Source organism: Pseudomonas putida (assembly GCF_050989985.1).
GTDB classification, from domain to species: Bacteria; Pseudomonadota; Gammaproteobacteria; order Pseudomonadales; family Pseudomonadaceae; genus Aquipseudomonas; species Aquipseudomonas putida_AI.
Genome location: NZ_CP158815.1, coordinates 187,924 through 208,457, shown reverse-complemented (window position 1 = coordinate 208,457; position 20,534 = coordinate 187,924). Strand labels below are relative to the sequence as shown.

Here is a 20,534-nt window from a genome sequence, read left to right as displayed (position 1 = left end):
TTCCATGCTTTAAGCCTGTCTCGCTTGCGGCTTGAGCCGCACGTAAAGGGTTTTTCCAACACGCGCCACCAGGTGGCCGGCGCCGTCGTGAATATCGACCTGCAATTGCGGCAGGTACTTCTGGCCATCGGCCGTCTGCCGGCGGATTTCGTCGAGCAAGGTGTCGTCAATATTGAAGCGGGCGTACACCGGCCCCTTGCCCGGTGCGATGAAATCGATGTCGGCGGCCTTGTCCCAGACGATGTAGTTACGCCCCAGGTTCTCCATGAGCATCAGCATGAAAAACGGATCGACCATCGAATACAGGCTGCCACCGAACTGCGTGCCGACGTAATTGCGGTTGTACCAACCCAGGCCCATGGAGACCTGGATGTCGCGAAAGTCATCGCTGATATGCCGCACCCGAACCCCGGCGCCAAAGTACGGGGGGTAAATGTTCGTCATCCAGCGGAGCAATCTTGCCTTGCCAAGCGTATTGATCAACCACTTAGACATTGGGACGCGTACCCAGTCCCATGGCCTGCCGGGCGAACCAGCGCTTGGCCGGCGGCAACAGATCAAGGCCCAGCAGCCCGAGATTGCGTCCCAGGGAAACCAGTGGCTGTTTGCTGCCGAACAGGCGCGTGACCTGATCGGAGAAGCCGACGGTCAGGTTCTGATCCAGACGCTGATGCTCACGATAGGCCTGCAGGGTCGCGAAGTCGCCCAACGGCTGTCCGCTGGCGAGCAACGCATCGGCCAGGGCCTGGGCATCGCGCAGGGACAGGTTGAAACCCTGGCCGGCAATCGGGTGCAGGCTGTGCGCGGCGTTGCCGAGAATCGCCAGATGCGGGCGCACCTGTTCTTCGGCTTCCACCAGCGATAGCGGGTACAGGTGGCGCGCGCCGACCTGCTTCAAGCTGCCCAGTCGATAACCGAATACGCCCTGCAACTCGCTGAGAAAACTGCGTTCATCGAGCGCGGCCAAACGTTGCGCGTCCATACCCAGGCGGGTCCAGACCAGGGCACAGCGGTTGTCCGGCAAAGGCAGCAGCGCCATCGGGCCATCGTCGGTGAAACGCTCGAACGCCATGCCGTCGTGGGCTTCGCTCGGGGTGATGTTGGCGATCAAGGCGCTCTGGTTGTACGAGCGCTTCTTGATGCCGATGCCCAGCTGCTCGCGCAGGCCCGAGCGGCCGCCATCGGCGAGCACCGCGAGGTCGCAATCGAGGGTGGTTTCATCATTGAGCGTCAGCCGGTAGCCGTCGGTGAGCGGCTCCATGCGCGTGACTTCTGCCGGGCAATGCCAATGGATCACGTCCTTGTCCAGGCCTTGCCACAGGCATTGGCCGAGCCAGGCGTTTTCCACCACGTAGCCCAGCGCCGGGACGCCTTCTTCCATCGCCGACAGTCGCGCCGTGGAAAAACGCCCCCGGTCGGAGACGTGAATCTGCTTGATCGGTTCGGCGCGGCGGGAGATTTCCTGCCAGATGCCCAACCGCTGATAGATCTGCCGGGAGCCAAAGGACAAGGCGGTGGAGCGTGCGTCGTAGCTGGGCTGATAGCTTTCGCCCGGGGCAAATGGCTCGATCAGCACGATCTTCCAGCCACGGGCTTTCGCCCCGGCCTGCAATGCCATTGCCAGGCTCGCGCCTACCAGACCGCCGCCGATGATTGCCAGGTTGAATCGACTCATGCTGCTTGCGTCCTTGCCTGGGCCATCAGGGCCTCGATCTCGGCGACCGTTTTCGGCACGCCATTGGTCAGGATTTCACAGCCGCTTTTGGTGACCACTACGTCGTCCTCGATGCGCACACCAATGCCGCGCCATTTCTTCGCCACGTTCTGGTTGTTCGGCGCGATGTAGATACCCGGTTCCACGGTCAGCGCCATGCCGACTTCCAGCACCCGCCATTCGCCGCCGACCCGGTATTCGCCAACGTCATGCACGTCCATGCCCAGCCAGTGACCGGCGCGGTGCATGTAAAACGCTTTGTAGGCTTCGCTGGCGATCAACTCATCGACCTCACCCTGCAATAAACCCAACTCCACCAGACCGGTGGTGATCACTCGAACCGTGGCTTCGTGGGCCTGGTTCCAGTGTTTGTTCGGGGCAATCTCGGCAAACGCCGCTTCCTGGGCGGCGAGCACCAGTTCGTAGATCGCCTTCTGTTCGGCGGAAAACTTGCCGTTGACCGGCCAGGTACGGGTGATGTCGCTGGCGTAGCAGTCGATTTCGCAACCGGCATCGATCAGTACCAGGTCGCCGTCCTTGAGCACGGCGTCATTCTGCTGGTAATGCAGGATGCAGCTGTTGCGCCCCGCCGCGACGATCGAGCCATAGGCCGGCATCTTCGCCCCGCCCTTGCGGAACTCGTAATCGAGCTCGGCTTCCAGGCTGAATTCATGCAACCCGACCCGGCTGGCCTGCATCGCACGCACGTGGGCCTGGGCGGATATCCGCGCGGCTTCGCGCATCACCTTCACTTCTGCCGCCGATTTATACAGGCGCATGTCATGCAGCAGGTGATCCAGGGCAACGAATTCGTTCGGCGGCTGGGCGCCGAGGTTCGCCTTGGAGCGGATCACGTTGATCCATTCCATCAAGTGGCGATCGAACTCCGGGTTGCTGCCCATGGCCGAATACACCCGATCCCTGCCCTCGATCAGGCCCGGCAGGATGTCATCGATGTCGGTAATCGGGAACGCGTCGTCGGCGCCGAAATCGCGGATCGCGCCCTCCTGCCCGGCGCGCAGGCCGTCCCACAACTCTCGCTCGGCGTTGCGTTCGCGGCAGAACAGGATGTATTCGCCATGTACGCGCCCCGGGATCAGGACCAGGACAGCCTGTGGCTCGGGAAAGCCGCTGAGGTACTGGAAATCGCTGTCCTGGCGGTAGACGTGCTCGACATCACGATTGCGGATGGCCACCGCGGCGGCGGGCAGGATGGCAATGCTGTTGGGTTCCATCTGCGCCATCAGGGCCTTGCGGCGACGGCCGTATTCCGATTTCGGGATATGAATCATGGGCAGATGGCGTTCCCTGGCGTTGATTAATGCAGCGACGGCTTGGCGGCCGCCGGTTCTTCCGCTTTTCGGGTTTCGGAGAACAGCAACAGCGGCGCGACACGCAGATATTCCATCACTTCCATATAGTCGGTTTCGCCGTCTTCGGATTCTTCAAGGGCGTCCTGCACCTGGGAAATGGCTGCCAGATCCTGCAGCACTTCGGTGGCCTCTGTACTCAGCATGCTGCTGTCACGGCAGTTCAGGCCGAAACCGCTGAGGAAACCCTGGCACCATTGGCCCAGTGCAGCGGCGCGGTCGGCAAGCGGGGCATCGTCGGTTGGCAGCAACAGGACGACGGTGACGTCTTCGCCGGTGAGTTCGCCCTTGACCATCTCTTGCAGGCCGATCAGCGCCGCGCGAACGTTGTCCTGCGGTTCGGTTTCCAGCAGCTCGGCGGCATCAACCAGCCAGCTCTCGTGATCGAAACCCGCACCGGCGCAGCTGCGTCCGAGCAGGAGGCCGTGCAATTCGGCGGGCGAAACATTGTGGCCGCTGGAAGTCAGCAGGGTGGCGAAGGCTTGGTACGGAGAATTCTGAATGGGCATGGGCATGGGCAGCTAGGCGCCAGACGGCGCTATGTCTAGAATGAAGGCCTTGTATCCTACATCGACTACCCCTGTAGGAGCGAGCTTGCTCGCGATGAGCCCGATAACGCAGCGGTGTGTCAGAGGCCCAGTGTTATCGTTGACGACCATCGCGAGCATGCTCGCTCCTACGATGGACTGCCCGCTACCACCCATCAGACGAACAGTGGACACAATGGAAGACACCGACCTGCAAGCGCTGATGGCCAGACTCGAACTGCTGATTACCCGAGTCGAGCAACTTAAGAGCCAAAACGGACTCTTACTGGCACAGGAAAAAACCTGGCGCGAGGAACGCGCTCACCTCATTGAAAAAAACGAAATCGCCCGGCGTAAGGTCGAATCGATGATTTCGCGCCTCAAGGCCCTGGAGCAAGACTCATGAGTTCAAGCAATAGCGTCACCGTGCAGATCCTCGACAAAGAATATTCAATCATCTGTCCCCAGGAAGAACGCAGTAACCTGGTGAGCGCCGCCCGTTACCTGGACGGCAAGATGCGCGAGATCCGCAGCAGCGGCAAAGTCATCGGCGCCGATCGCATTGCCGTCATGGCCGCGCTGAACATCACCCATGATCTGCTGCACAAGCAGGACAGCCCCGATATTCAGGTCAGCGGCTCGACCCGCGAACAGGTGCGTGACCTGCTCGATCGCGTCGATCTGGTGCTCTCTACCGATCCGGACGTCACCAAAGGCTGATTCACTGTTGCGCATGGGGTATACTCCCATCACTCCCTGGGGTGCTTGCCAGTTGACGACGTCCCTGAGCCGATTTGCTATACCCTGGAAGTTGCACGTTGGGCTGGTGTGCATGTCCGCTAGACGGAAAGCCTTAAAGCCTACTGCGTCTTCCACCTTGAACTCTCGGGTTCAAGGGCTAAGTCGACAGCGGCACATTCGGGGAGCCTGATTCCAAGCCGATGCCGGTTTTTATACCGGCATCGGCTTTTTTACGGATACGCTTCGTGTATCCACACTGCCGAAGCCCTGAATCCATGAACGAACCTGCGCTGCTTCCCCGCCCGCAACTTCGACGCATGCTGCGCAAGGCCCGCCGCGCACTGACAGCCAGTCAGCAGCGCCAGGCCGCTCGCGGGCTGTACAAGCAATTGGCCCAGCAACCGCTGTTCCGCCGCGCCCGCCACATCTCTCTTTATCTGCCCACCGACGGTGAAATCGATCCGCGCCTGCTGCTGCGCGCCGCCCAGCGTCGGGGCAAGGCCACCTATCTGCCGGTGCTCAGTGCGTGGCCACGGACCAAAATGGTGTTCCAGCGCATTCGCCCCGGCGAAAAACTCAAACCCAACCGTTTCCGCATCCTGGAACCCCGGCACAACCTCGCCCGGCAACGCAAAGTCTGGGCGCTGGACCTGGTGCTTTTACCCTTGGTGGGATTTGACGACGTCGGTGGGCGCCTGGGGATGGGCGGCGGTTTCTATGATCGCAGCCTGGCGTATCTGGCGCGCCGCAATGACTGGCGCAAACCGACGCTACTGGGACTGGCTCATGAATGTCAGAAGGTAGAACGATTGGCTCAGGCGAGCTGGGATGTGCCGCTGCAGGGAACGGTCACGGACAAGGCCTGGTACTTCGCAGACTAGACACCACTGCGGGTCAGCAGCGTCGAAGGCAGGGATCAGCGCTTGAAGGCAGTCGATTGTTGCTGCAGCTGCGAGACTTCAACCGGTGCATCGGTCTTGCTGTTCCACAGGCTCTGGGCATAGCCAGTGGTCACGACGCCCAGGCCAAACAAAATAACCAAAATCCATAGTAAATCCGGTTTGCGTTTCATCGACTGCCCCCCAAAGGCATATCTATACGATGACAGCAGCGGTTTCCATTTGTAGGCCGTGCAGCAGCGTCAAGCATTGAAGGCCGGCATTTTGCGACAACGTGAACCTGCACGCAAATGCTGGCGTCAACCGACTGTCGGTTTGTCATAAAATTGCCGGACAACCTGTCCACACACCTCGCAAGGAGCCAAACCATGGCCTATTGGCTGATGAAATCCGAGCCCGACGAGCTCTCGATCAAGGGCCTGGAAAAGCTCGGCAAAGCGCGCTGGGACGGGGTTCGCAACTATCAGGCGCGTAATTTTCTGCGGGCCATGGCAGTGGGGGACGAGTTCTTCTTCTATCACTCAAGCTGCCCGGAGCCCGGGATTGCCGGGATCGGCAAGATCGTCGAAGCCGCATACCCGGACCCAACTGCGCTGGAGCCTGAAAGCCACTACTTCGATCCAAAGGCAAGCCTCGAGAAAAACGCCTGGAGCGCGATTGATGTCGCGCATGTCGAGACGTTTTCCAGGGTGTTGAAGCTGGATTATCTGAAGCAGCAAACCGCGCTGGCGGAGATGCCACTGGTGCAGAAGGGCTCGCGGCTGTCGGTGATGCCGGTGACGGCGGAGCAGTGGGCGGCGGTGATTGCGCTTAAACCGTGAGACCTTCGGCGACTTTCAGAATGCTTTCGCGAGCAGGCTCGCTCCCACACTGGATCTGCATTCACTGAAGATCCCCTGTGGGAGCGAGCCTGCTCGCGATAGGGCCCGCCCGGACAACAGAATTCTTATTGAATGATGAGGTTGTTGAACAACAAGTCCTCAACCACCGGCTTGCCGGTTTCGTCATTCATGACCTGCTGGGTTTGCTTCAGCGCTTCCTGACGCAATTTTTCCTTGGCCTCGACGTTGTTCATCGTCTCGGTGGTCTGTTGGGCAAACAGCGCCACCAGCTGATTACGAATCAAGGGCTCGTTGGCCTTAACCGCCTTGGTCGCTTCGTCGCCGGTGACCCGCAGCGCCACATCAGCCTTGTACACCTTGAGCTTGGGTGTGCCATCGAGCCCATAGTTGCCCACGAATGGCGGGCTCAGGGTGATGTAATTGACCTTCGGCGCTGCATTTTCCGCCGCTTCCTCGGCCATCGCTGCCGCAGGCAGAGACAGGGCCATCATCAACACAATCCACGCTTTCACTGTTCGTTCCTCATCCGGTTTGCGGCCTAGCATAACGACCCGCTGCTCAAGCACAAGCTTATGGCTGGCTATCAGGGGCGGGTATGCTCGTTGACCCGTCGACTCACACACCTACACTTATCGGCCATCTCTCCCAAAGGAATAGCCCTGATGAAAGCCGTGCTGTGCAAAGCCTTCGGTTCTGCCGAATCGCTGGTGCTGGAAGACGTCGCCAGTCCTGTCGCGAAGAAGAATGAAATCCTGCTGGACGTGCACGCCGCCGGGGTGAATTTCCCCGACACGCTGATCATCGAGGGCAAGTACCAGTTCAAGCCGCCCTTCCCGTTTTCCCCGGGTGGCGAAGCGGCCGGCGTGGTCAGTGCGGTGGGTGAAAAAGTCAGTCATCTGAAAGTCGGCGACCGGGTAATGGCCCTGACGGGCTGGGGCAGCTTTGCCGAACAGGTCGCGGTACCGGGCTACAACGTACTGCCGATCCCGTCCTCGATGGACTTCAACACCGCAGCCGCCTTCAGCATGACCTATGGCACCTCGATGCACGCCCTGAAGCAGCGCGGCAACCTGCAACCGGGTGAAACCCTGTTGGTGCTCGGTGCCTCCGGTGGTGTGGGCCTTGCGGCGGTGGAAATCGGCAAGGCAATGGGTGCCCGGGTGATCGCCGCCGCCAGCAGCGCCGAAAAACTGGCCGTGGCCAAGGCCGCCGGCGCGGACGAGTTGATCAACTACAGCGAAACCAGCCTCAAGGATGAAATCAAGCGCCTGACCGATGGCCAGGGTGCCGACGTCATTTACGATCCGGTGGGCGGCGACCTGTTCGACCAGGCCGTCCGCGCCATTGCCTGGAATGGCCGCCTGCTGGTGGTCGGTTTCGCCAGCGGTCGCATCCCCGAGCTTCCAGTGAACCTCGCCCTGCTCAAAGGCGCTGCCGTGGTCGGCGTGTTCTGGGGATCGTTCGCCCAGCGTCAGCCACAGGACAACGCGGCGAACTTCCAGCAATTGTTTGGCTGGTTTGCCGAAGGCAAGTTGAAGCCGCTGGTGTCGCAGGTGTATCCGTTGAGCAATGCAGCACAAGCCATCAATGATCTTGGCCAGCGCAAGGCGGTCGGGAAAGTGGTGGTGCAGGTTCGCTAAGCCAACCTGAGGGTCTGGACTTCATTCAACGCGGTCCAGACCCGAGCAAAACTAAAGCAACTCGCGAATATCCTTCGGTAAAAACCTCGCATACCTGGAGCCCGGGCTGCTCAGGCATTGCCTGACGATGGTGGGCACCATCCGGTTCATCTTCGCTATCAGCCCCAGACGCCGCTCCTGCGACAATGTCGCTGAGGAGAACGAATTCGACAGATAGGCTCGGGTGTAGTGAAACGGTGCGGAGTCGGCCCACTTGTGCTCCGGAAGACGAACGAAGGTTTCATTAACGTCGCGACACTTCAGTTTCTTGAGCGACTGATTGACGTCCATCGGCAGATACACGTCGAATCCAAAGATCATTGGCGCAGTCACGTCCTGCTCAGAAGGCTTGCCCCCCTCAACCGCCCACGGCTTGAACCGCCATTGCTCCATGGCAACCCGGGCTGCCTCCGTCAGATCAGGATGGTCACTTTTCAGAATTTTCACTTTGCTGATCGTGCCATTGGCATGGACCGTAAACCCGACCCGAACTTCGCCGATGATCCCGGCTCGTTGCAGTGCCGGCGGATAAACCGGTTTGGGATTGTTTTCCGGAATCAAAAACACATCTCCTGCCCTGCTTTCCACAGACAACAAAATCAGCAAAACCACACAAACGACCCACCGCATAACACCTCCCTTTCGCACCTGAATTGCCAGGCCTGGCAACAGCACAAAAGGCTAGAGATCAATGGCAATGGGCTGAAGATCATGACTTCCTGTAACCGCGCAGGACATTTCCCAAAATTCTGACTTACTCCGGAAGGACCAGACGCTTACTGCGGTCATGGGTAACTCTTCCTACACGCCCCCCATTTATGCCTGTGCGACATGTTCGTAAAGCAACGCTCGCTTTCCAACATTTCCGCATTTTCAGCAATGCGAACCGCTGCTATTTTCGGTAACGAAACTGTAATATTCGCATCCGCAGTAAAAACAAGAAATTTGGAGCTCTTGAATGTTTGCTTTCTTTCGCCCTGCTGCACATCAGGCGCCCATGCCTGAAGAAAAAATAGACAGCACTTATCGACGCCTGCGCTGGCAGATCTTCGCCGGCATCTTCATCGGCTACGCCGGTTACTACCTGCTGCGCAAAAACTTCTCCCTGGCCATGCCCTACCTGATCGAAGAGGGTTACACCCGTGGCGAGCTGGGCGTGGCGTTGTCGGCGATCGCCATTGCCTACGGCCTGTCCAAGTTCCTCATGGGGATCGTGTCCGACCGCTCCAATCCGCGCTTTTTCCTGCCGTTCGGCCTGATGGTCTCCGCTGCGGTGATGTTCATTTTCGGTTTTGCGCATTGGGCAACGTCCAGCGTGACCATCATGTTCGTCCTGCTGTTCATCAATGGCTGGGCACAGGGCATGGGCTGGCCGCCCAGTGGCCGGACCATGGTGCACTGGTGGTCGCAGAAGGAACGCGGCGGCGTGGTGTCGCTGTGGAACGTGGCGCACAACGTTGGTGGCGGCCTGATCGGCCCGCTGTTCCTGATCGGCATGGGCCTGTTCAACGACTGGCACGCGGCGTTCTACGTGCCGGCGGCGGTAGCTATGGCGGTGGCGATTTTTGCCTTCATCACCATGCGCGACACGCCGCAATCGGTCGGCCTGCCGCCCATCGAGAAGTACAAGAATGACTATCCGGAAGGCTACGACGCCAGCCACGAGAAGGAATTCAGCGCCAAGGAAATCTTCGTCAAGTACGTGCTGCGCAACAAGATGCTCTGGTACATCGCCATGGCCAACGTCTTTGTCTACCTGCTGCGCTATGGCGTGCTGGACTGGGCGCCGACCTACTTGAAGGAAGCCAAGGGCTTCACCGTGGACAAGACATCCTGGGCCTACTTCTTCTACGAGTGGGCCGGTATTCCGGGCACGCTGCTGTGCGGCTGGATGTCGGACAAGATCTTCCGTGGCAACCGCGGCCTAACCGGCATGGTGTTCATGGCGCTGGTAACCGTGGCGACCCTGGTGTACTGGCTCAATCCTGCCGGCAACCCGACGGTCGATATGATCGCGCTGATCTCCATCGGCTTCCTGATCTATGGCCCGGTCATGTTGATCGGCCTGCAGGCACTGGAACTGGCACCGAAGAAAGCCGCCGGCACCGCCGCGGGCTTCACCGGTCTGTTCGGTTATCTGGGAGGTTCGGTCGCGGCCAGTGCAGCGATGGGCTACACCGTGGACCATTTCGGCTGGGACGGCGGTTTCGTCCTGCTCATCGGCGCCTGCCTGCTGTCGATGGCCTTCCTTGCGCCAACCCTGTGGCACAAGCAAGCGGCCAGTCAGACCCGCGAAGCGCTCGCCTGATCAGCTTTTGATTTGCAGCGCTTGAGCCGCGCCTCCAGATTCCGGTCTGGCATGGCGTGGCTCCGCAGGGCCTGGGCGGTCTGCTCGACATAGTCGCGCGTCGTGCCGTAGCGCCCGCAAGCGTTTTCGAACACGTGGCTCAACACGTGATCCGGCAGGTTGCCTGCGTAGCTGGGCAAGTGTCGCTCCAGAACGAATCCCAATGCCTGAACCTGGTTGCCGTCTTCAAGCCGGCAATTGAGCCAGTGCGGGCGATACGACGGGAACGGCATCTCACGCTTCCATAGCGCATACAGCGAAGCATCCAGTTGTTCTTCCGGCAGACGGTAAGCGAAACCGCTGCAAGAGCCGCCACGATCCAGACCGAACACCAGCCCGGGCATTTCCGGGGTGCCACGATGCTCATGCGACCACAGGTACAAACCGCGATGGTAGCCATGCACGCGTCCGCGAACGCGTTCAACCGCCGTGCATTCAGGGCGCCAGATCAGTGACCCATAGGCGAACAGCCACACCGGCCCGCCCTTGTGACGAGCCATGGTCGATTGCATCGAGCTGAGCAATTGTTCGTGCGTGAGCTGCGGCCCCAGATCGAGGCGCGGAGGGTAAGCCAGGTTCAGAAATGAAGATTCGATGGCGCTCATGGCGAATAGCGTTCAGCTCCCCGCGAGTAAACAGTTACTAAATAGAACGCACTGCCGAAACAATAAGGCACATTGATTTCAAGTAATTTAAGTGCCTTGGCGCAGTTCTTAATTAATTACTTGAACGATATATAACTTACCGACATTTATAAGATTTCATAAATACCGATGGGCTATATAGGGGGTTATAAACCTGTAGGAGCGAGCTTGCTCGCGATGGTCGTTAACGATTACGCGGGCAGTCAGGGTGCCCGCGGTGTTTTTGAGTCCATCGCGAGCAAGCTCGCTCCTACAGGGGGCGGGGCAGTATCAGGACCTGGGTGCGTACGCAAACACATCGGCGCGCATCTGATGAGCATCCATCCCCGCCTCGACCAGCGCATCCAGCGTGCCGTAGACCATCGCCGGCGAGCCGCTGGCGTATACGTGCAAGGCCTTGAGATCGGGGAAGTCTTCGCACACCGCTTCGTGCAACATGCCGCAACGCCCCTGCCAGCCGCATTGATCGCTGACAACTTTGTGCAGAAACAGATTCGGCAGTTTCAGCCATTCATCCCAGTGTTCGACTTCATAAAAGTCTTCCGGACGACGCACGCCCCAATACAAATGCACCGGATGCTTGAAACCTTCGGCACGGCAATGCTCGATCAGGCCATGGATCTGGCCCATGCCGGTGCCTGCGGCAATCAGCACCAACGGGCCTTCCGGCAACTCGGCCAGGTGAGCATCGCCAAATGGCATATCGATCCGCACCATCGAGTCGCGTTGCAATTGCTCAATCAAATTCAGTGCACTGGCTTCACGCGCCAGCACGTGGATTTCCAGATCCCGCCCGGCGGAAGGTGCCGAGGCCAGGGAAAAGGACGATTTGTCGCCGTTGTCCCGATGAATCATCAGGTACTGGCCAGCGTGATAACGGGGTGGCTTGCCCGCCGGCGCCCGCAGACGTACGCGCCAGGTATCACCGCCGACTTCGGTGCAACTGGTGACCTGACACGACAGGGTGCGCACCGGCAATTCTCCCAGCGCGAGCACGCCATCCCACAGCACGATGCAGTCTTCCAGCGGCTCTGCTATGCAAGTGTAGAACTCGCCATGGTCACGCACGAGGCCGGCCTGCTGAACCCGACCCTCCACCAGAAGTGCAGCGCATACGTGGCAATTGCCGTTACGACAGCTTTGCGGGCATTCATAGCCCAGGCGGCGTGCGCCATCGAGGATTCGCTCACCGGGCTGAATGTCCAGCACTGCACCGGAGGGCTGCAAGGTTACACGCATCAATCTATTCCTAACTGATTCCAGATGGCATCGATCCGCTGGGTCACGGCGTCGTCCTTGACGATCACCCGGCCCCACTCGCGCGTGGTTTCCCCTGGCCACTTATGGGTGGCGTCCAGGCCCATCTTCGAGCCCAGGCCGGACACCGGCGAAGCGAAGTCCAGGTAGTCGATCGGCGTGTTTTCGATCATCACCGTGTCGCGCTTGGGGTCCATGCGCGTGGTGATGGCCCAGATCACGTCGTTCCAGTCCCGGGCGTTGATATCGTCGTCGGTGACGATAACGAACTTGGTGTACATGAACTGTCGCAAAAACGACCAGACACCGAGCATTACCCGCTTGGCGTGCCCCGGATACGACTTCTTCATGGTCACGACGGCCATGCGGTACGAACAGCCTTCGGGCGGCAGGTAGAAATCGGTGATTTCCGGGAACTGCTTCTGCAGGATCGGCACGAACACTTCATTGAGCGCCACGCCGAGAATCGCCGGCTCATCCGGCGGCCGGCCGGTGTAGGTGCTGTGATAGATCGGCTTGGTACGGTGGGTGATGCGCTCGACCGTGAACACCGGGAAGCTGTCGACTTCGTTGTAGTAACCGGTGTGGTCACCGTACGGACCTTCATCGGCCATCTCGCCCGGATGGATCACGCCTTCGAGGATGATCTCGGCCGTGGCAGGCACTTGCAGGTCGTTGCCGCGGCATTTCACCAGTTCGGTTCGATTGCCGCGCAGCAGGCCGGCGAAGGCGTACTCGGAGAGGCTATCGGGCACCGGGGTCACCGCGCCGAGGATGGTCGCGGGGTCGGCGCCCAGCGCCACGGACACCGGGAACGGCTGACCTGGATGCTTCTCGCACCACTCACGATAATCCAGCGCGCCGCCACGATGGCTCAACCAGCGCATGATGACCTTGTTGCGGCCAATCACCTGCTGACGGTAGATACCAAGGTTCTGGCGGTCCTTGTTTGGACCTTTGGTGACGGTCAGGCCCCAGGTGATCAGGGGGGCGACATCGCCCGGCCAGCAGGTTTGCACCGGCAGCTTCGAGAGATCGACATCTTCGCCCTCGATGACCACTTCCTGGCAGATCGCGTCTTTGACGACCTTGGGTGCCATCGAGATGATCTTGCGGAAGATCGGCAGCTTGGACCAGGCGTCCTTCAAACCCTTCGGAGGCTCAGGTTCCTTGAGGAACGCCAGCAACTTGCCGATCTCGCGCAGTTCGCTCACCGCTTCGGCGCCCATGCCCAGTGCGACGCGCTCGGGGGTGCCGAACAGGTTGCCGAGGACGGGGATGTCGAAACCGGTCGGTTTCTCGAAAAGCAGGGCCGGGCCCTTGGCGCGCAAGGTGCGGTCGCAGACCTCGGTCATTTCGAGCACTGGGGACACCGGAACCTGGATGCGCTTGAGTTCACCGCGCTGTTCCAGCCCGCTGATAAAGTCGCGCAAGTCGCGATACTGCATGCGTGAGCCTCGTGTTGGCCGTGGCGTTCGGGGGCAGGCAGTTTAGCGCCGAACCTGACGCATCAGAACCACGAACTGCCTGTTGATCAAAAATCAGATAGCAAAAAGCCGGGTTTCCCCGGCTTTTTGCTGAGCTATCGACTTACTTGCGCTTCATCGACAGGAAGAACTCATCGTTGGTCTTGGTCGTTTTCAGCTTGTCGACCAGGAACTCGATGGCAGCCACTTCGTCCATCGGGTGCAGCAGCTTGCGCAGAATCCACATGCGCTGCAGCTCGTCGTCGGCGGTCAGCAACTCTTCGCGGCGAGTACCGGAACGGTTGATGTTGATGGCCGGGAAGACGCGTTTTTCAGCGATACGGCGGTCCAGAGGCAGCTCCATGTTGCCGGTGCCCTTGAACTCTTCGTAGATCACTTCGTCCATCTTCGAGCCGGTTTCAACCAGCGCGGTGGCGATGATGGTCAGCGAGCCGCCTTCTTCGATGTTGCGCGCGGCGCCGAAGAAACGCTTCGGCTTCTCCAGGGCGTGGGCATCGACACCACCAGTCAGCACCTTGCCGGAGCTCGGGATCACGGTGTTGTAGGCGCGTGCCAGACGGGTGATGGAGTCGAGCAGGATCACGACGTCTTTCTTGTGTTCGACCAGGCGCTTGGCCTTCTCGATCACCATTTCGGCAACCTGCACGTGACGGGTTGGCGGCTCGTCGAACGTCGAGGCAACCACTTCGCCGCGCACAGTGCGCTGCATTTCGGTTACTTCTTCCGGACGCTCGTCGATCAGCAGCACGATCAGATGAACTTCAGGGTTGTTACGCGCGATGTTCGCGGCGATGTTCTGCAGCATGATCGTCTTGCCCGCTTTCGGCGGTGCAACGATCAGACCGCGCTGGCCTTTACCGATCGGGGCGCACAGGTCGATCACACGACCGGTCAAGTCTTCGGTGGAACCGTTGCCGGCTTCCATCTTCATGCGCACAGTCGGGAACAGCGGGGTCAGGTTCTCGAAGAGAATCTTGTTTTTCGCGTTTTCCGGGCGGTCGAAGTTGATGGTGTCGACCTTGAGCAGCGCGAAATAACGCTCGCCTTCCTTTGGAGGGCGGATCTTGCCAACGATGGTGTCACCGGTGCGCAAGTTGAAGCGACGGATCTGGCTCGGCGAGACGTAAATGTCGTCTGGGCCGGCGAGATAGGAGGCGTCTGCAGAGCGGAGGAAGCCGAAGCCGTCCTGGAGAATCTCCAGCACGCCATCACCGGAGATTTCCTCACCGCTTTTCGCGTGCTTCTTGAGCAGGGAGAAAATCACGTCCTGCTTGCGCGAACGGGCCATATTTTCTATGCCCATCTGTTCGGCCAATTCGAGCAGTTCGGTAATCGGCTTTTGCTTGAGTTCAGTCAGATTCATATAGGAATGACGTAATCATTTATGGAGGGGGGAAATTAAGCTTTTGGCTTAATGAGGCCGCGCCGCGGAGAAGGCGACAGGATCGCGTACTTATTCGAAAAGGAGAGCGTCGGCGACGGCTAGCAGGGGGCAATGGAGAAACCAGTGCGGGGCCGAATGTATCACTTGAGTTTGGGAGCGTCTAGCCCTCTATAACGAAAAGGCCCCGCAATATGCGGGGCCTTTTGCATGACAGGCTACAACGACGCTTAGATGTTGGCGTCGAGGAAAGCTGCCAGTTGCGATTTCGACAGTGCGCCGACCTTGGTCGCTTCAACGTTGCCGTTCTTGAACAGCATCAGGGTCGGGATACCACGTACGCCGTGCTTGGCAGGGGTTTCCTGGTTTTCGTCGATGTTCAGTTTGGCAACGGTCAGCTTGCCTTTGTAAGTCTCTGCAATTTCGTCCAGAACAGGAGCGATCATTTTGCAAGGGCCGCACCATTCAGCCCAGTAGTCGACCAGTACAGCGCCTTCAGCCTTGAGTACGTCGGCCTCGAAGCTAGCGTCGCTAACGTGTTTGATAAGATCGCTGCTCATGGAATTCTCCAGGGTTGTAAGCAAAAAAACGTGGCCCATCATAGCCGCCCTTCCCTCGTTCAGGAAGGTGCAGTTGATTGAGTCTCGCTATGGTGTTTCATGAGTCTGTGTATAGCCCAGGTCGTGCAATGAGGCGCTTTGGCGGCTCATCATGACCGCTCGGTCCGGATGAACGGTCGATTCCGTATCCCGGCCCCAAAGGCGCTCGATACGGACAATCGATGCGCCATTGCGGTGCAATCCCGTGACCATTCAATAAGCGAAGAGCCCAAGCCACGCGGCCGCACGCACGCTGGCATGGCACGTGCTCTATCGAATCGCAGAGATCACTCCTGGCCGATTCGAGGACACGCTATGGCTAATCCATCCGGTTTCCTGCCGATAGCGGACAACACCGATCTGCTGTTGCGCGGTGCGCTGTCCACCCTCGAACTGACGGTCATCGGCGCAGTACTCGGGGTGAGCATCGGCATCATCGGCGCGTTGATCCGCGCGTGGAACATTCGCCCCTTCGCGGCCATTTTTGGCGTTTATGACGAGCTGATCCGCAATACGCCGTTCCTGATGCAGTTGTTGTGCATCTTTTTTGGCCTGCCGTCACTCGGCGTGCCGATCTCCGGGTGGCAGGCTGCAGTACTGGCCATGGTGATCAACCTGGGCGCGCATGCCAGCGAAATTATCCACACCAGCATCCAGGCACTTCCCCGGGCACCACTGAAAGCCGGCGCGCCCCTGGCGATGACTCGCTCCGAAGCCTGGCGCCATGGCATGCTACTTCCCGCGCTGAACAACGCCTGGCCTGCTTTAAGCAACCAGATCGTCATCGTTATGCTCGGCTCCGCGGTGTGTTCGCAGATCGCCACGCAAGAGTTGAGCTTCGCCGCCAACATCATTCAGTCGCGCAACCTGCACGCCTTTGAAACCTACGCGCTGACCACGCTGATGTACCTGTGCATGGCCTTGATGACCCGTCAGTTGCTCAGCTGGATCGGCCAGCGGTTTCTTGCCCAGGACCGCACAAAAGCCTGTGCGAGCGAGCCTGTCCACGATTGACCGGGCAACGGTCACCGAGAGACTGCTCAGGATCAAGGCTTTGTACACTGCGCGTTGGCGCCAGCCTTTGATCGTGGCACGATGTCAGGGTTATCGACCGAGACCCTGACCATGCCGCAATCCCAAGCCAAGAATCTGTCCCTGATCGCCGCGATCGACCTGGGCTCCAACAGTTTTCACATGGTCGTGGCCAAGGCCCAGAACGGCGAAATCCGCATTCTCGAACGTCTCGGGGAAAAGGTTCAGCTGGCCGCCGGCATCGACGAAGAACGCCATCTCAGCGAAGAATCCATGCAGCGCGGGCTCGATTGCCTGAAGCGTTTCTCCCAACTGATCAACGGCATGCCGCCCGGCGCCGTGCGAATCGTGGGGACCAACGCCCTGCGTGAAGCCCGCAACCGCGCCGAATTCATCCATCGAGCCGAAGAGATCCTCGGCCATCCGGTGGAAGTCATCTCCGGTCGTGAAGAAGCGCGTCTGATTTACCTCGGCGTGTCCCATACCCTCGCCGACACGCCGGGCAAACGCCTGGTCGCCGACATCGGCGGCGGCAGTACCGAGTTCATCATCGGCCAGCGCTTCGAACCGCTGCTGCGCGAAAGCCTGCAAATGGGCTGCGTGAGCTTCACCCAGCGCTACTTCAAGGACGGCAAGATCACCCCGGCCCGCTATGCCCAGGCGTATACCGCGGCGCGCCTGGAGATCATGAGCATCGAACACGCCCTGCACCGCCTGACCTGGGATGAAGCCATCGGCTCCTCGGGCACCATCCGCGCCATCGGCCTGGCACTGAAGGCTGGCGGTCAAGGTTCAGGCGAGGTCAATGCCGAAGGCCTGGCCTGGCTCAAGCGCAAACTGATCAAGCTCGGCGATGTGGAGAAAATCGACTTCGAAGGCGTCAAGCCTGACCGCCGCGCGATTTTCCCCGCCGGTTTGGCGATTCTTGAAGCCATCTTCGACTCCCTTGAATTGCAACGCATGGACCACTGCGAAGGCGCGCTTCGTGAAGGCGTGCTCTACGATCTGCTGGGCCGCCATCATCATGAGGACGTGCGCGAACGCACCCTGAGCTCGCTGATGGAGCGCTACCACGTCGACCTGGAACAGGCCGCGCGAGTCGAACGCAAGGCCCTGCATGCCTTCGACCAGGTGGCCAAGGACTGGGACCTGGAAGACGGCGTCTGGCGCGAACTGCTCGGCTGGGCGGCCAAGGTCCATGAAGTGGGCCTGGACATCGCCCACTATCAGTACCACAAGCACGGTTCCTACCTGATCGAACACTCGGACCTCGCCGGATTCTCCCGTGAAGACCAGTTGATGCTCGCGCTGCTGGTGCGTGGCCATCGCCGCAACATTCCCAAGGACAGGTTTGCCGATTTCGGCGACGAGGGCACCAAGCTGATTCGCCTGTGCGTGCTGCTGCGCTTCGCGATCCTGTTCCATCACATCCGCGGCACTCAAGCCATGCCTCAGGTGGAACTCAACGCCAAAGGCAACAGCCTGGAAGTGGTATTTCCGGAACACTGGCTGGAGGACAACCAGCTGACCCAGGCCGACTTCGCCATCGAAGCGGAATGGCTGACCCGCGTGGATATCGTCTTGAACGTACGCTGACTCCCCCTGTAGGAGCAGCCGGTCGACGCTCGATCGCTCGCGAAAAACCTGCAGGTGCCGCGTTTATCCAAGCAACACGCGTCATCGTTCACGCCCATCGCGAGCAAGCTCGCTCCCACAATGGATAGTGTGGAATCAAAAAAGGCGATCCCTCGGGATCGCCTTTTTCATTGCCGCAAATCCGCAGGTCAGCTGCTGACCGGCAGGATCGGGCTGCCCAAACGCTCGAGCAGGGTCGCCTGGGCGCTGCGCGGGTTCTGGTTGCCGGTTGGCGTGTTGCGGATGTAACGGCCGTCCGACTGCAGGCTCCAGCTGTGGGTGTTATCGGTCAGATACAGCTCCAGCTCCTTCTTGACCCGCATGATCAGCTTCTTGCCTTCTACCGGGAAGCAAGTCTCGACGCGCTTGTCGAGGTTGCGTTCCATCCAGTCGGCACTGGACAGGAACATCTGCTCTTCGCCGCCGTTGAGGAAATAGAAGACCCGGGTGTGCTCCAGGAATCGGCCGATGATCGAGCGCACGTGGATATTGTGGGAGACCCCGGCGATGCCCGGCCGCAGGCAGCACATGCCCCGTACGACGAGGTCGATGCGCACGCCCGACTGGCTGGCCTTGTACAACGCGCGGATGATCTTCGGATCGGTCAGCGAGTTGAACTTGGCGATGATGTGCGCCGGCTTGCCGTCGAGGGCGAACTGGGTTTCGCGGGCAATCATGTCGAGCATGCCCTTCTTCAGGGTGAACGGCGCATGCAGCAGCTTCTTCATGCGCAGCGTCTTGCCCATACCGATCAACTGGCTGAACAGCTTGCCGACGTCTTCACACAAGGCATCGTCGGAAGTCAGCAAGCTGTAGTCGGTGTACAGGCGGGCGTTGCCGGCGTGGTAGTTACCCGTGCCCAAGTGCGCGTAACGCACGATCTCACCGGCCTCGCGGCGCAGGATCAGCATCATCTTGGCGTGGGTCTTGAAGCCGACCACGCCGTAGATCACCACCGCACCGGCCGCTTGCAGGCGGCTGGCCAGTTGCAGGTTGGACTCTTCGTCGAACCGTGCCCGCAACTCGATCACCGCGGTGACTTCCTTGCCGTTACGCGCGGCATCCACCAGCGCATCGACGATTTCCGAGTTAGCGCCGGAGCGATACAGCGTCTGGCGCACCGCGAGCACGTGCGGGTCCTTGGCGGCCTGGCGCAACAGGTCGACCACCGGGGTAAAGGATTCGAACGGGTGCAGCAGCAGAATGTCCTGCTTGCTGATCACGCTGAAAATGTTTTCGCTGTTCTGCAAAAGCTTCGGAATCTGCGGGGTGAACGGCAGGTGCTGCAGTTCGCGCTGACTGTCCAGGCCCGTGATGCTGAACAGACGCGTCAGGTTCACCGGACCGTTGACCTGATACAGCTCGGTCTCGCTCAAGTTGAACTGCTTGAGCAGGTAATCGGACAGGTGTTTCGGGCAGGTGTCGGCCACTTCCAGACGCACCGCATCACCGTAGCGACGGGAGAACAACTCGCCGCGCAGCGCACGGGCCAAGTCTTCGACGTCTTCGGAGTCCAGCGCCAGGTCGGCGTTACGAGTCAGACGGAACTGGTAGCAGCCCTTGACCTTCATGCCCTGGAACAGGTCATCGGCGTGAGCGTGGATCATCGACGACAGGAATACATAGTTGTCGCCAGGGCCGCCGACCTCTTCCGGAACCTTGATGATGCGCGGCAGCAGGCGGGGCGCCGGGATGATCGCCAGGCCGGAATCGCGACCGAAGGCGTCGATGCCTTCGAGCTCGACGATGAAGTTCAGGCTCTTGTTCACCAGCAACGGGAACGGGTGAGTCGGGTCGAGGCCGATCGGGGTGATGATCGGCGCGATCTCGTCGCGGAAATAGCGGCGGACCCAGGTTTTCAGCTTGGTCGTCCATTGACGGCGACGGATGAAGCGGACCTGATGTTTTTCCAGCTCCGGCAACAGAATGTCGTTGAGGATCGCGTACTGACGGTCGACGTGACCGTGCACCAGTTCGCTGATGCGGGCCAGGGCCTGATGCGGTTGCAGGCCGTCGGCACCGGCCTGTTCACGGGCGAAGGTGATCTGCTTCTTCAGGCCGGCGACGCGAATTTCGAAGAACTCGTCCAGGTTGCTGGAGAAGATCAGCAGGAACTTCAGCCGTTCCAGCAACGGATAGGACTCGTCCAGCGCCTGTTCCAGCACGCGGATGTTGAACTGCAGTTGAGACAGCTCGCGATGGATGTACAGGCTGCTGTCATCCAGGCCGGGAATGGCAATCGCCGCCGGTGTCGCCGCAGCGACCTCGGCTACCGCCGCGGGCGGAGCGGGCTCGAGCTCCGGCGGGGTTTCGTCGATTTGCTCCACAATCGGTTGAGCATCTTTTACGGCAACTTCAGTGAGTCCTTCGGTATTCATCG

General features: G+C 60.0%; 21 protein-coding genes and 1 other RNA gene. 9 read left to right on the top strand and 13 right to left on the bottom strand.

Going from position 1 to position 20,534, the window contains the following annotated elements:
• Positions 1-9 precede the first annotated feature (9 nt).
• From ABTV29_RS01040 to ABTV29_RS01025, 4 genes are read right to left on the bottom strand one after another with little or no spacing between them, the layout of a single operon-like run.
• A complete protein-coding gene (locus ABTV29_RS01040; RefSeq protein ID WP_433768411.1) occupies positions 10-495 on the bottom strand; it encodes a DUF4442 domain-containing protein in 486 nt (161 codons plus the stop codon).
• Positions 488-1,675, bottom strand: a complete 1,188-nt coding sequence (gene ubiH, locus ABTV29_RS01035; protein WP_433768410.1) for a 2-octaprenyl-6-methoxyphenyl hydroxylase — start codon at positions 1,673-1,675, stop codon at positions 488-490. The genes ABTV29_RS01040 and ubiH overlap by 8 nt, the downstream gene beginning before the upstream one ends.
• Positions 1,672-3,006 (bottom strand): Xaa-Pro aminopeptidase, encoded by a 1,335-nt coding sequence (pepP, locus tag ABTV29_RS01030; RefSeq protein WP_433768409.1) that lies wholly within the window; start codon positions 3,004-3,006, stop codon positions 1,672-1,674. Before pepP ends, ubiH begins: the two co-directional genes overlap by 4 nt.
• A 26-nt stretch (positions 3,007-3,032) precedes the next feature.
• Positions 3,033-3,593 (bottom strand): YecA family protein, encoded by a 561-nt coding sequence (locus tag ABTV29_RS01025; RefSeq protein WP_433771710.1) that lies wholly within the window; start codon positions 3,591-3,593, stop codon positions 3,033-3,035.
• Between the two features lie 214 nt (positions 3,594-3,807).
• Between ABTV29_RS01025 and ABTV29_RS01020 the strand changes: the two genes are divergently transcribed.
• From ABTV29_RS01020 to ABTV29_RS01005, 4 genes are all read left to right on the top strand, one after another.
• Complete coding sequence (locus tag ABTV29_RS01020) at positions 3,808-4,017, top strand: TIGR02449 family protein (RefSeq protein ID WP_007982902.1); 210 nt, start codon at positions 3,808-3,810, stop codon at positions 4,015-4,017.
• Positions 4,014-4,331 carry a cell division protein ZapA gene (locus tag ABTV29_RS01015; protein ID WP_433768408.1) on the top strand — a complete coding sequence of 106 codons (318 nt, stop codon included), beginning with the start codon at positions 4,014-4,016 and terminating at the stop codon, positions 4,329-4,331. Before ABTV29_RS01020 ends, ABTV29_RS01015 begins: the two co-directional genes overlap by 4 nt.
• A gap of 30 nt (positions 4,332-4,361) precedes the next feature.
• A non-coding RNA gene (gene ssrS, locus ABTV29_RS01010) (6S RNA) lies at positions 4,362-4,540 on the top strand.
• 87 nt (positions 4,541-4,627) lie between these two features.
• On the top strand, positions 4,628-5,233 hold the full coding sequence (locus ABTV29_RS01005; RefSeq protein WP_433768407.1) for a 5-formyltetrahydrofolate cyclo-ligase: 606 nt from the start codon (positions 4,628-4,630) through the stop codon (positions 5,231-5,233).
• A gap of 35 nt (positions 5,234-5,268) precedes the next feature.
• On the opposite strand, the gene ABTV29_RS01000 is transcribed toward ABTV29_RS01005, so the two are convergent.
• A complete protein-coding gene (locus ABTV29_RS01000) occupies positions 5,269-5,424 on the bottom strand; it encodes a hypothetical protein (RefSeq protein ID WP_433768406.1) in 156 nt (51 codons plus the stop codon).
• A 195-nt stretch (positions 5,425-5,619) separates the two neighbouring features.
• Between ABTV29_RS01000 and ABTV29_RS00995 the strand changes: the two genes are divergently transcribed.
• Entirely contained in the window at positions 5,620-6,072 is a 453-nt protein-coding gene (locus tag ABTV29_RS00995; protein ID WP_433768405.1) for an EVE domain-containing protein, read from the top strand.
• Between the two features lie 125 nt (positions 6,073-6,197).
• Here ABTV29_RS00995 and ABTV29_RS00990 read toward each other — a convergent pair whose 3' ends face one another.
• The gene (locus ABTV29_RS00990; protein WP_433768404.1) at positions 6,198-6,605 is read right to left on the bottom strand and encodes a flagellar basal body-associated protein FliL; all 408 of its coding nucleotides are present in this window, start codon (positions 6,603-6,605) and stop codon (positions 6,198-6,200) included.
• A gap of 150 nt (positions 6,606-6,755) precedes the next feature.
• On the opposite strand from ABTV29_RS00990, the gene ABTV29_RS00985 reads away from it, so the two are divergent.
• Positions 6,756-7,733, top strand: coding sequence for an NADPH:quinone oxidoreductase family protein (locus tag ABTV29_RS00985; RefSeq protein ID WP_433768403.1), 978 nt, complete (start codon positions 6,756-6,758; stop codon positions 7,731-7,733).
• Between the two features lie 51 nt (positions 7,734-7,784).
• Here the strand turns inward: ABTV29_RS00985 and ABTV29_RS00980 are convergent, their stop codons facing one another.
• Positions 7,785-8,402: an energy transducer TonB gene (locus tag ABTV29_RS00980; protein WP_433768402.1), complete on the bottom strand. Its 618-nt coding sequence runs from the start codon at positions 8,400-8,402 to the stop codon at positions 7,785-7,787.
• 328 nt (positions 8,403-8,730) lie between these two features.
• On the opposite strand from ABTV29_RS00980, the gene glpT reads away from it, so the two are divergent.
• A complete protein-coding gene (glpT, locus tag ABTV29_RS00975) occupies positions 8,731-10,080 on the top strand; it encodes a glycerol-3-phosphate transporter (RefSeq protein WP_433768401.1) in 1,350 nt (449 codons plus the stop codon).
• Here the strand turns inward: glpT and ABTV29_RS00970 are convergent.
• From ABTV29_RS00970 to trxA, 5 genes are all read right to left on the bottom strand, one after another.
• A complete protein-coding gene (locus ABTV29_RS00970) occupies positions 10,056-10,724 on the bottom strand; it encodes a gamma-glutamylcyclotransferase (protein ID WP_433768400.1) in 669 nt (222 codons plus the stop codon). The two genes, glpT and ABTV29_RS00970, sit on opposite strands and share 25 nt — an antisense overlap.
• Before the next feature lie 309 nt (positions 10,725-11,033).
• Positions 11,034-12,002, bottom strand: a complete 969-nt coding sequence (locus ABTV29_RS00965; protein WP_433768399.1) for a CDP-6-deoxy-delta-3,4-glucoseen reductase — start codon at positions 12,000-12,002, stop codon at positions 11,034-11,036.
• On the bottom strand, positions 12,002-13,468 hold the full coding sequence (gene ubiD, locus ABTV29_RS00960) for a 4-hydroxy-3-polyprenylbenzoate decarboxylase (RefSeq protein ID WP_433768398.1): 1,467 nt from the start codon (positions 13,466-13,468) through the stop codon (positions 12,002-12,004). Before ubiD ends, ABTV29_RS00965 begins: the two co-directional genes overlap by 1 nt.
• A gap of 142 nt (positions 13,469-13,610) precedes the next feature.
• Complete coding sequence (rho, locus tag ABTV29_RS00955) at positions 13,611-14,870, bottom strand: transcription termination factor Rho (RefSeq protein WP_003206716.1); 1,260 nt, start codon at positions 14,868-14,870, stop codon at positions 13,611-13,613.
• A 248-nt stretch (positions 14,871-15,118) separates the two neighbouring features.
• Positions 15,119-15,448: a thioredoxin TrxA gene (gene trxA, locus ABTV29_RS00950; protein WP_003206727.1), complete on the bottom strand. Its 330-nt coding sequence runs from the start codon at positions 15,446-15,448 to the stop codon at positions 15,119-15,121.
• 354 nt (positions 15,449-15,802) lie between these two features.
• Here trxA and ABTV29_RS00945 point away from each other — a divergent pair, with 354 nt between their 5' ends.
• The gene (locus tag ABTV29_RS00945) at positions 15,803-16,501 is read left to right on the top strand and encodes an amino acid ABC transporter permease (RefSeq protein WP_433768397.1); all 699 of its coding nucleotides are present in this window, start codon (positions 15,803-15,805) and stop codon (positions 16,499-16,501) included.
• Between the two features lie 111 nt (positions 16,502-16,612).
• Positions 16,613-18,115 (top strand): exopolyphosphatase, encoded by a 1,503-nt coding sequence (ppx, locus tag ABTV29_RS00940; protein WP_433768396.1) that lies wholly within the window; start codon positions 16,613-16,615, stop codon positions 18,113-18,115.
• A 188-nt stretch (positions 18,116-18,303) separates the two neighbouring features.
• Here the strand turns inward: ppx and ppk1 are convergent, their stop codons facing one another.
• Positions 18,304-20,532 (bottom strand): polyphosphate kinase 1, encoded by a 2,229-nt coding sequence (ppk1, locus tag ABTV29_RS00935; protein ID WP_433768395.1) that lies wholly within the window; start codon positions 20,530-20,532, stop codon positions 18,304-18,306.
• Between the last annotated feature and the right edge of the window lie 2 nt (positions 20,533-20,534).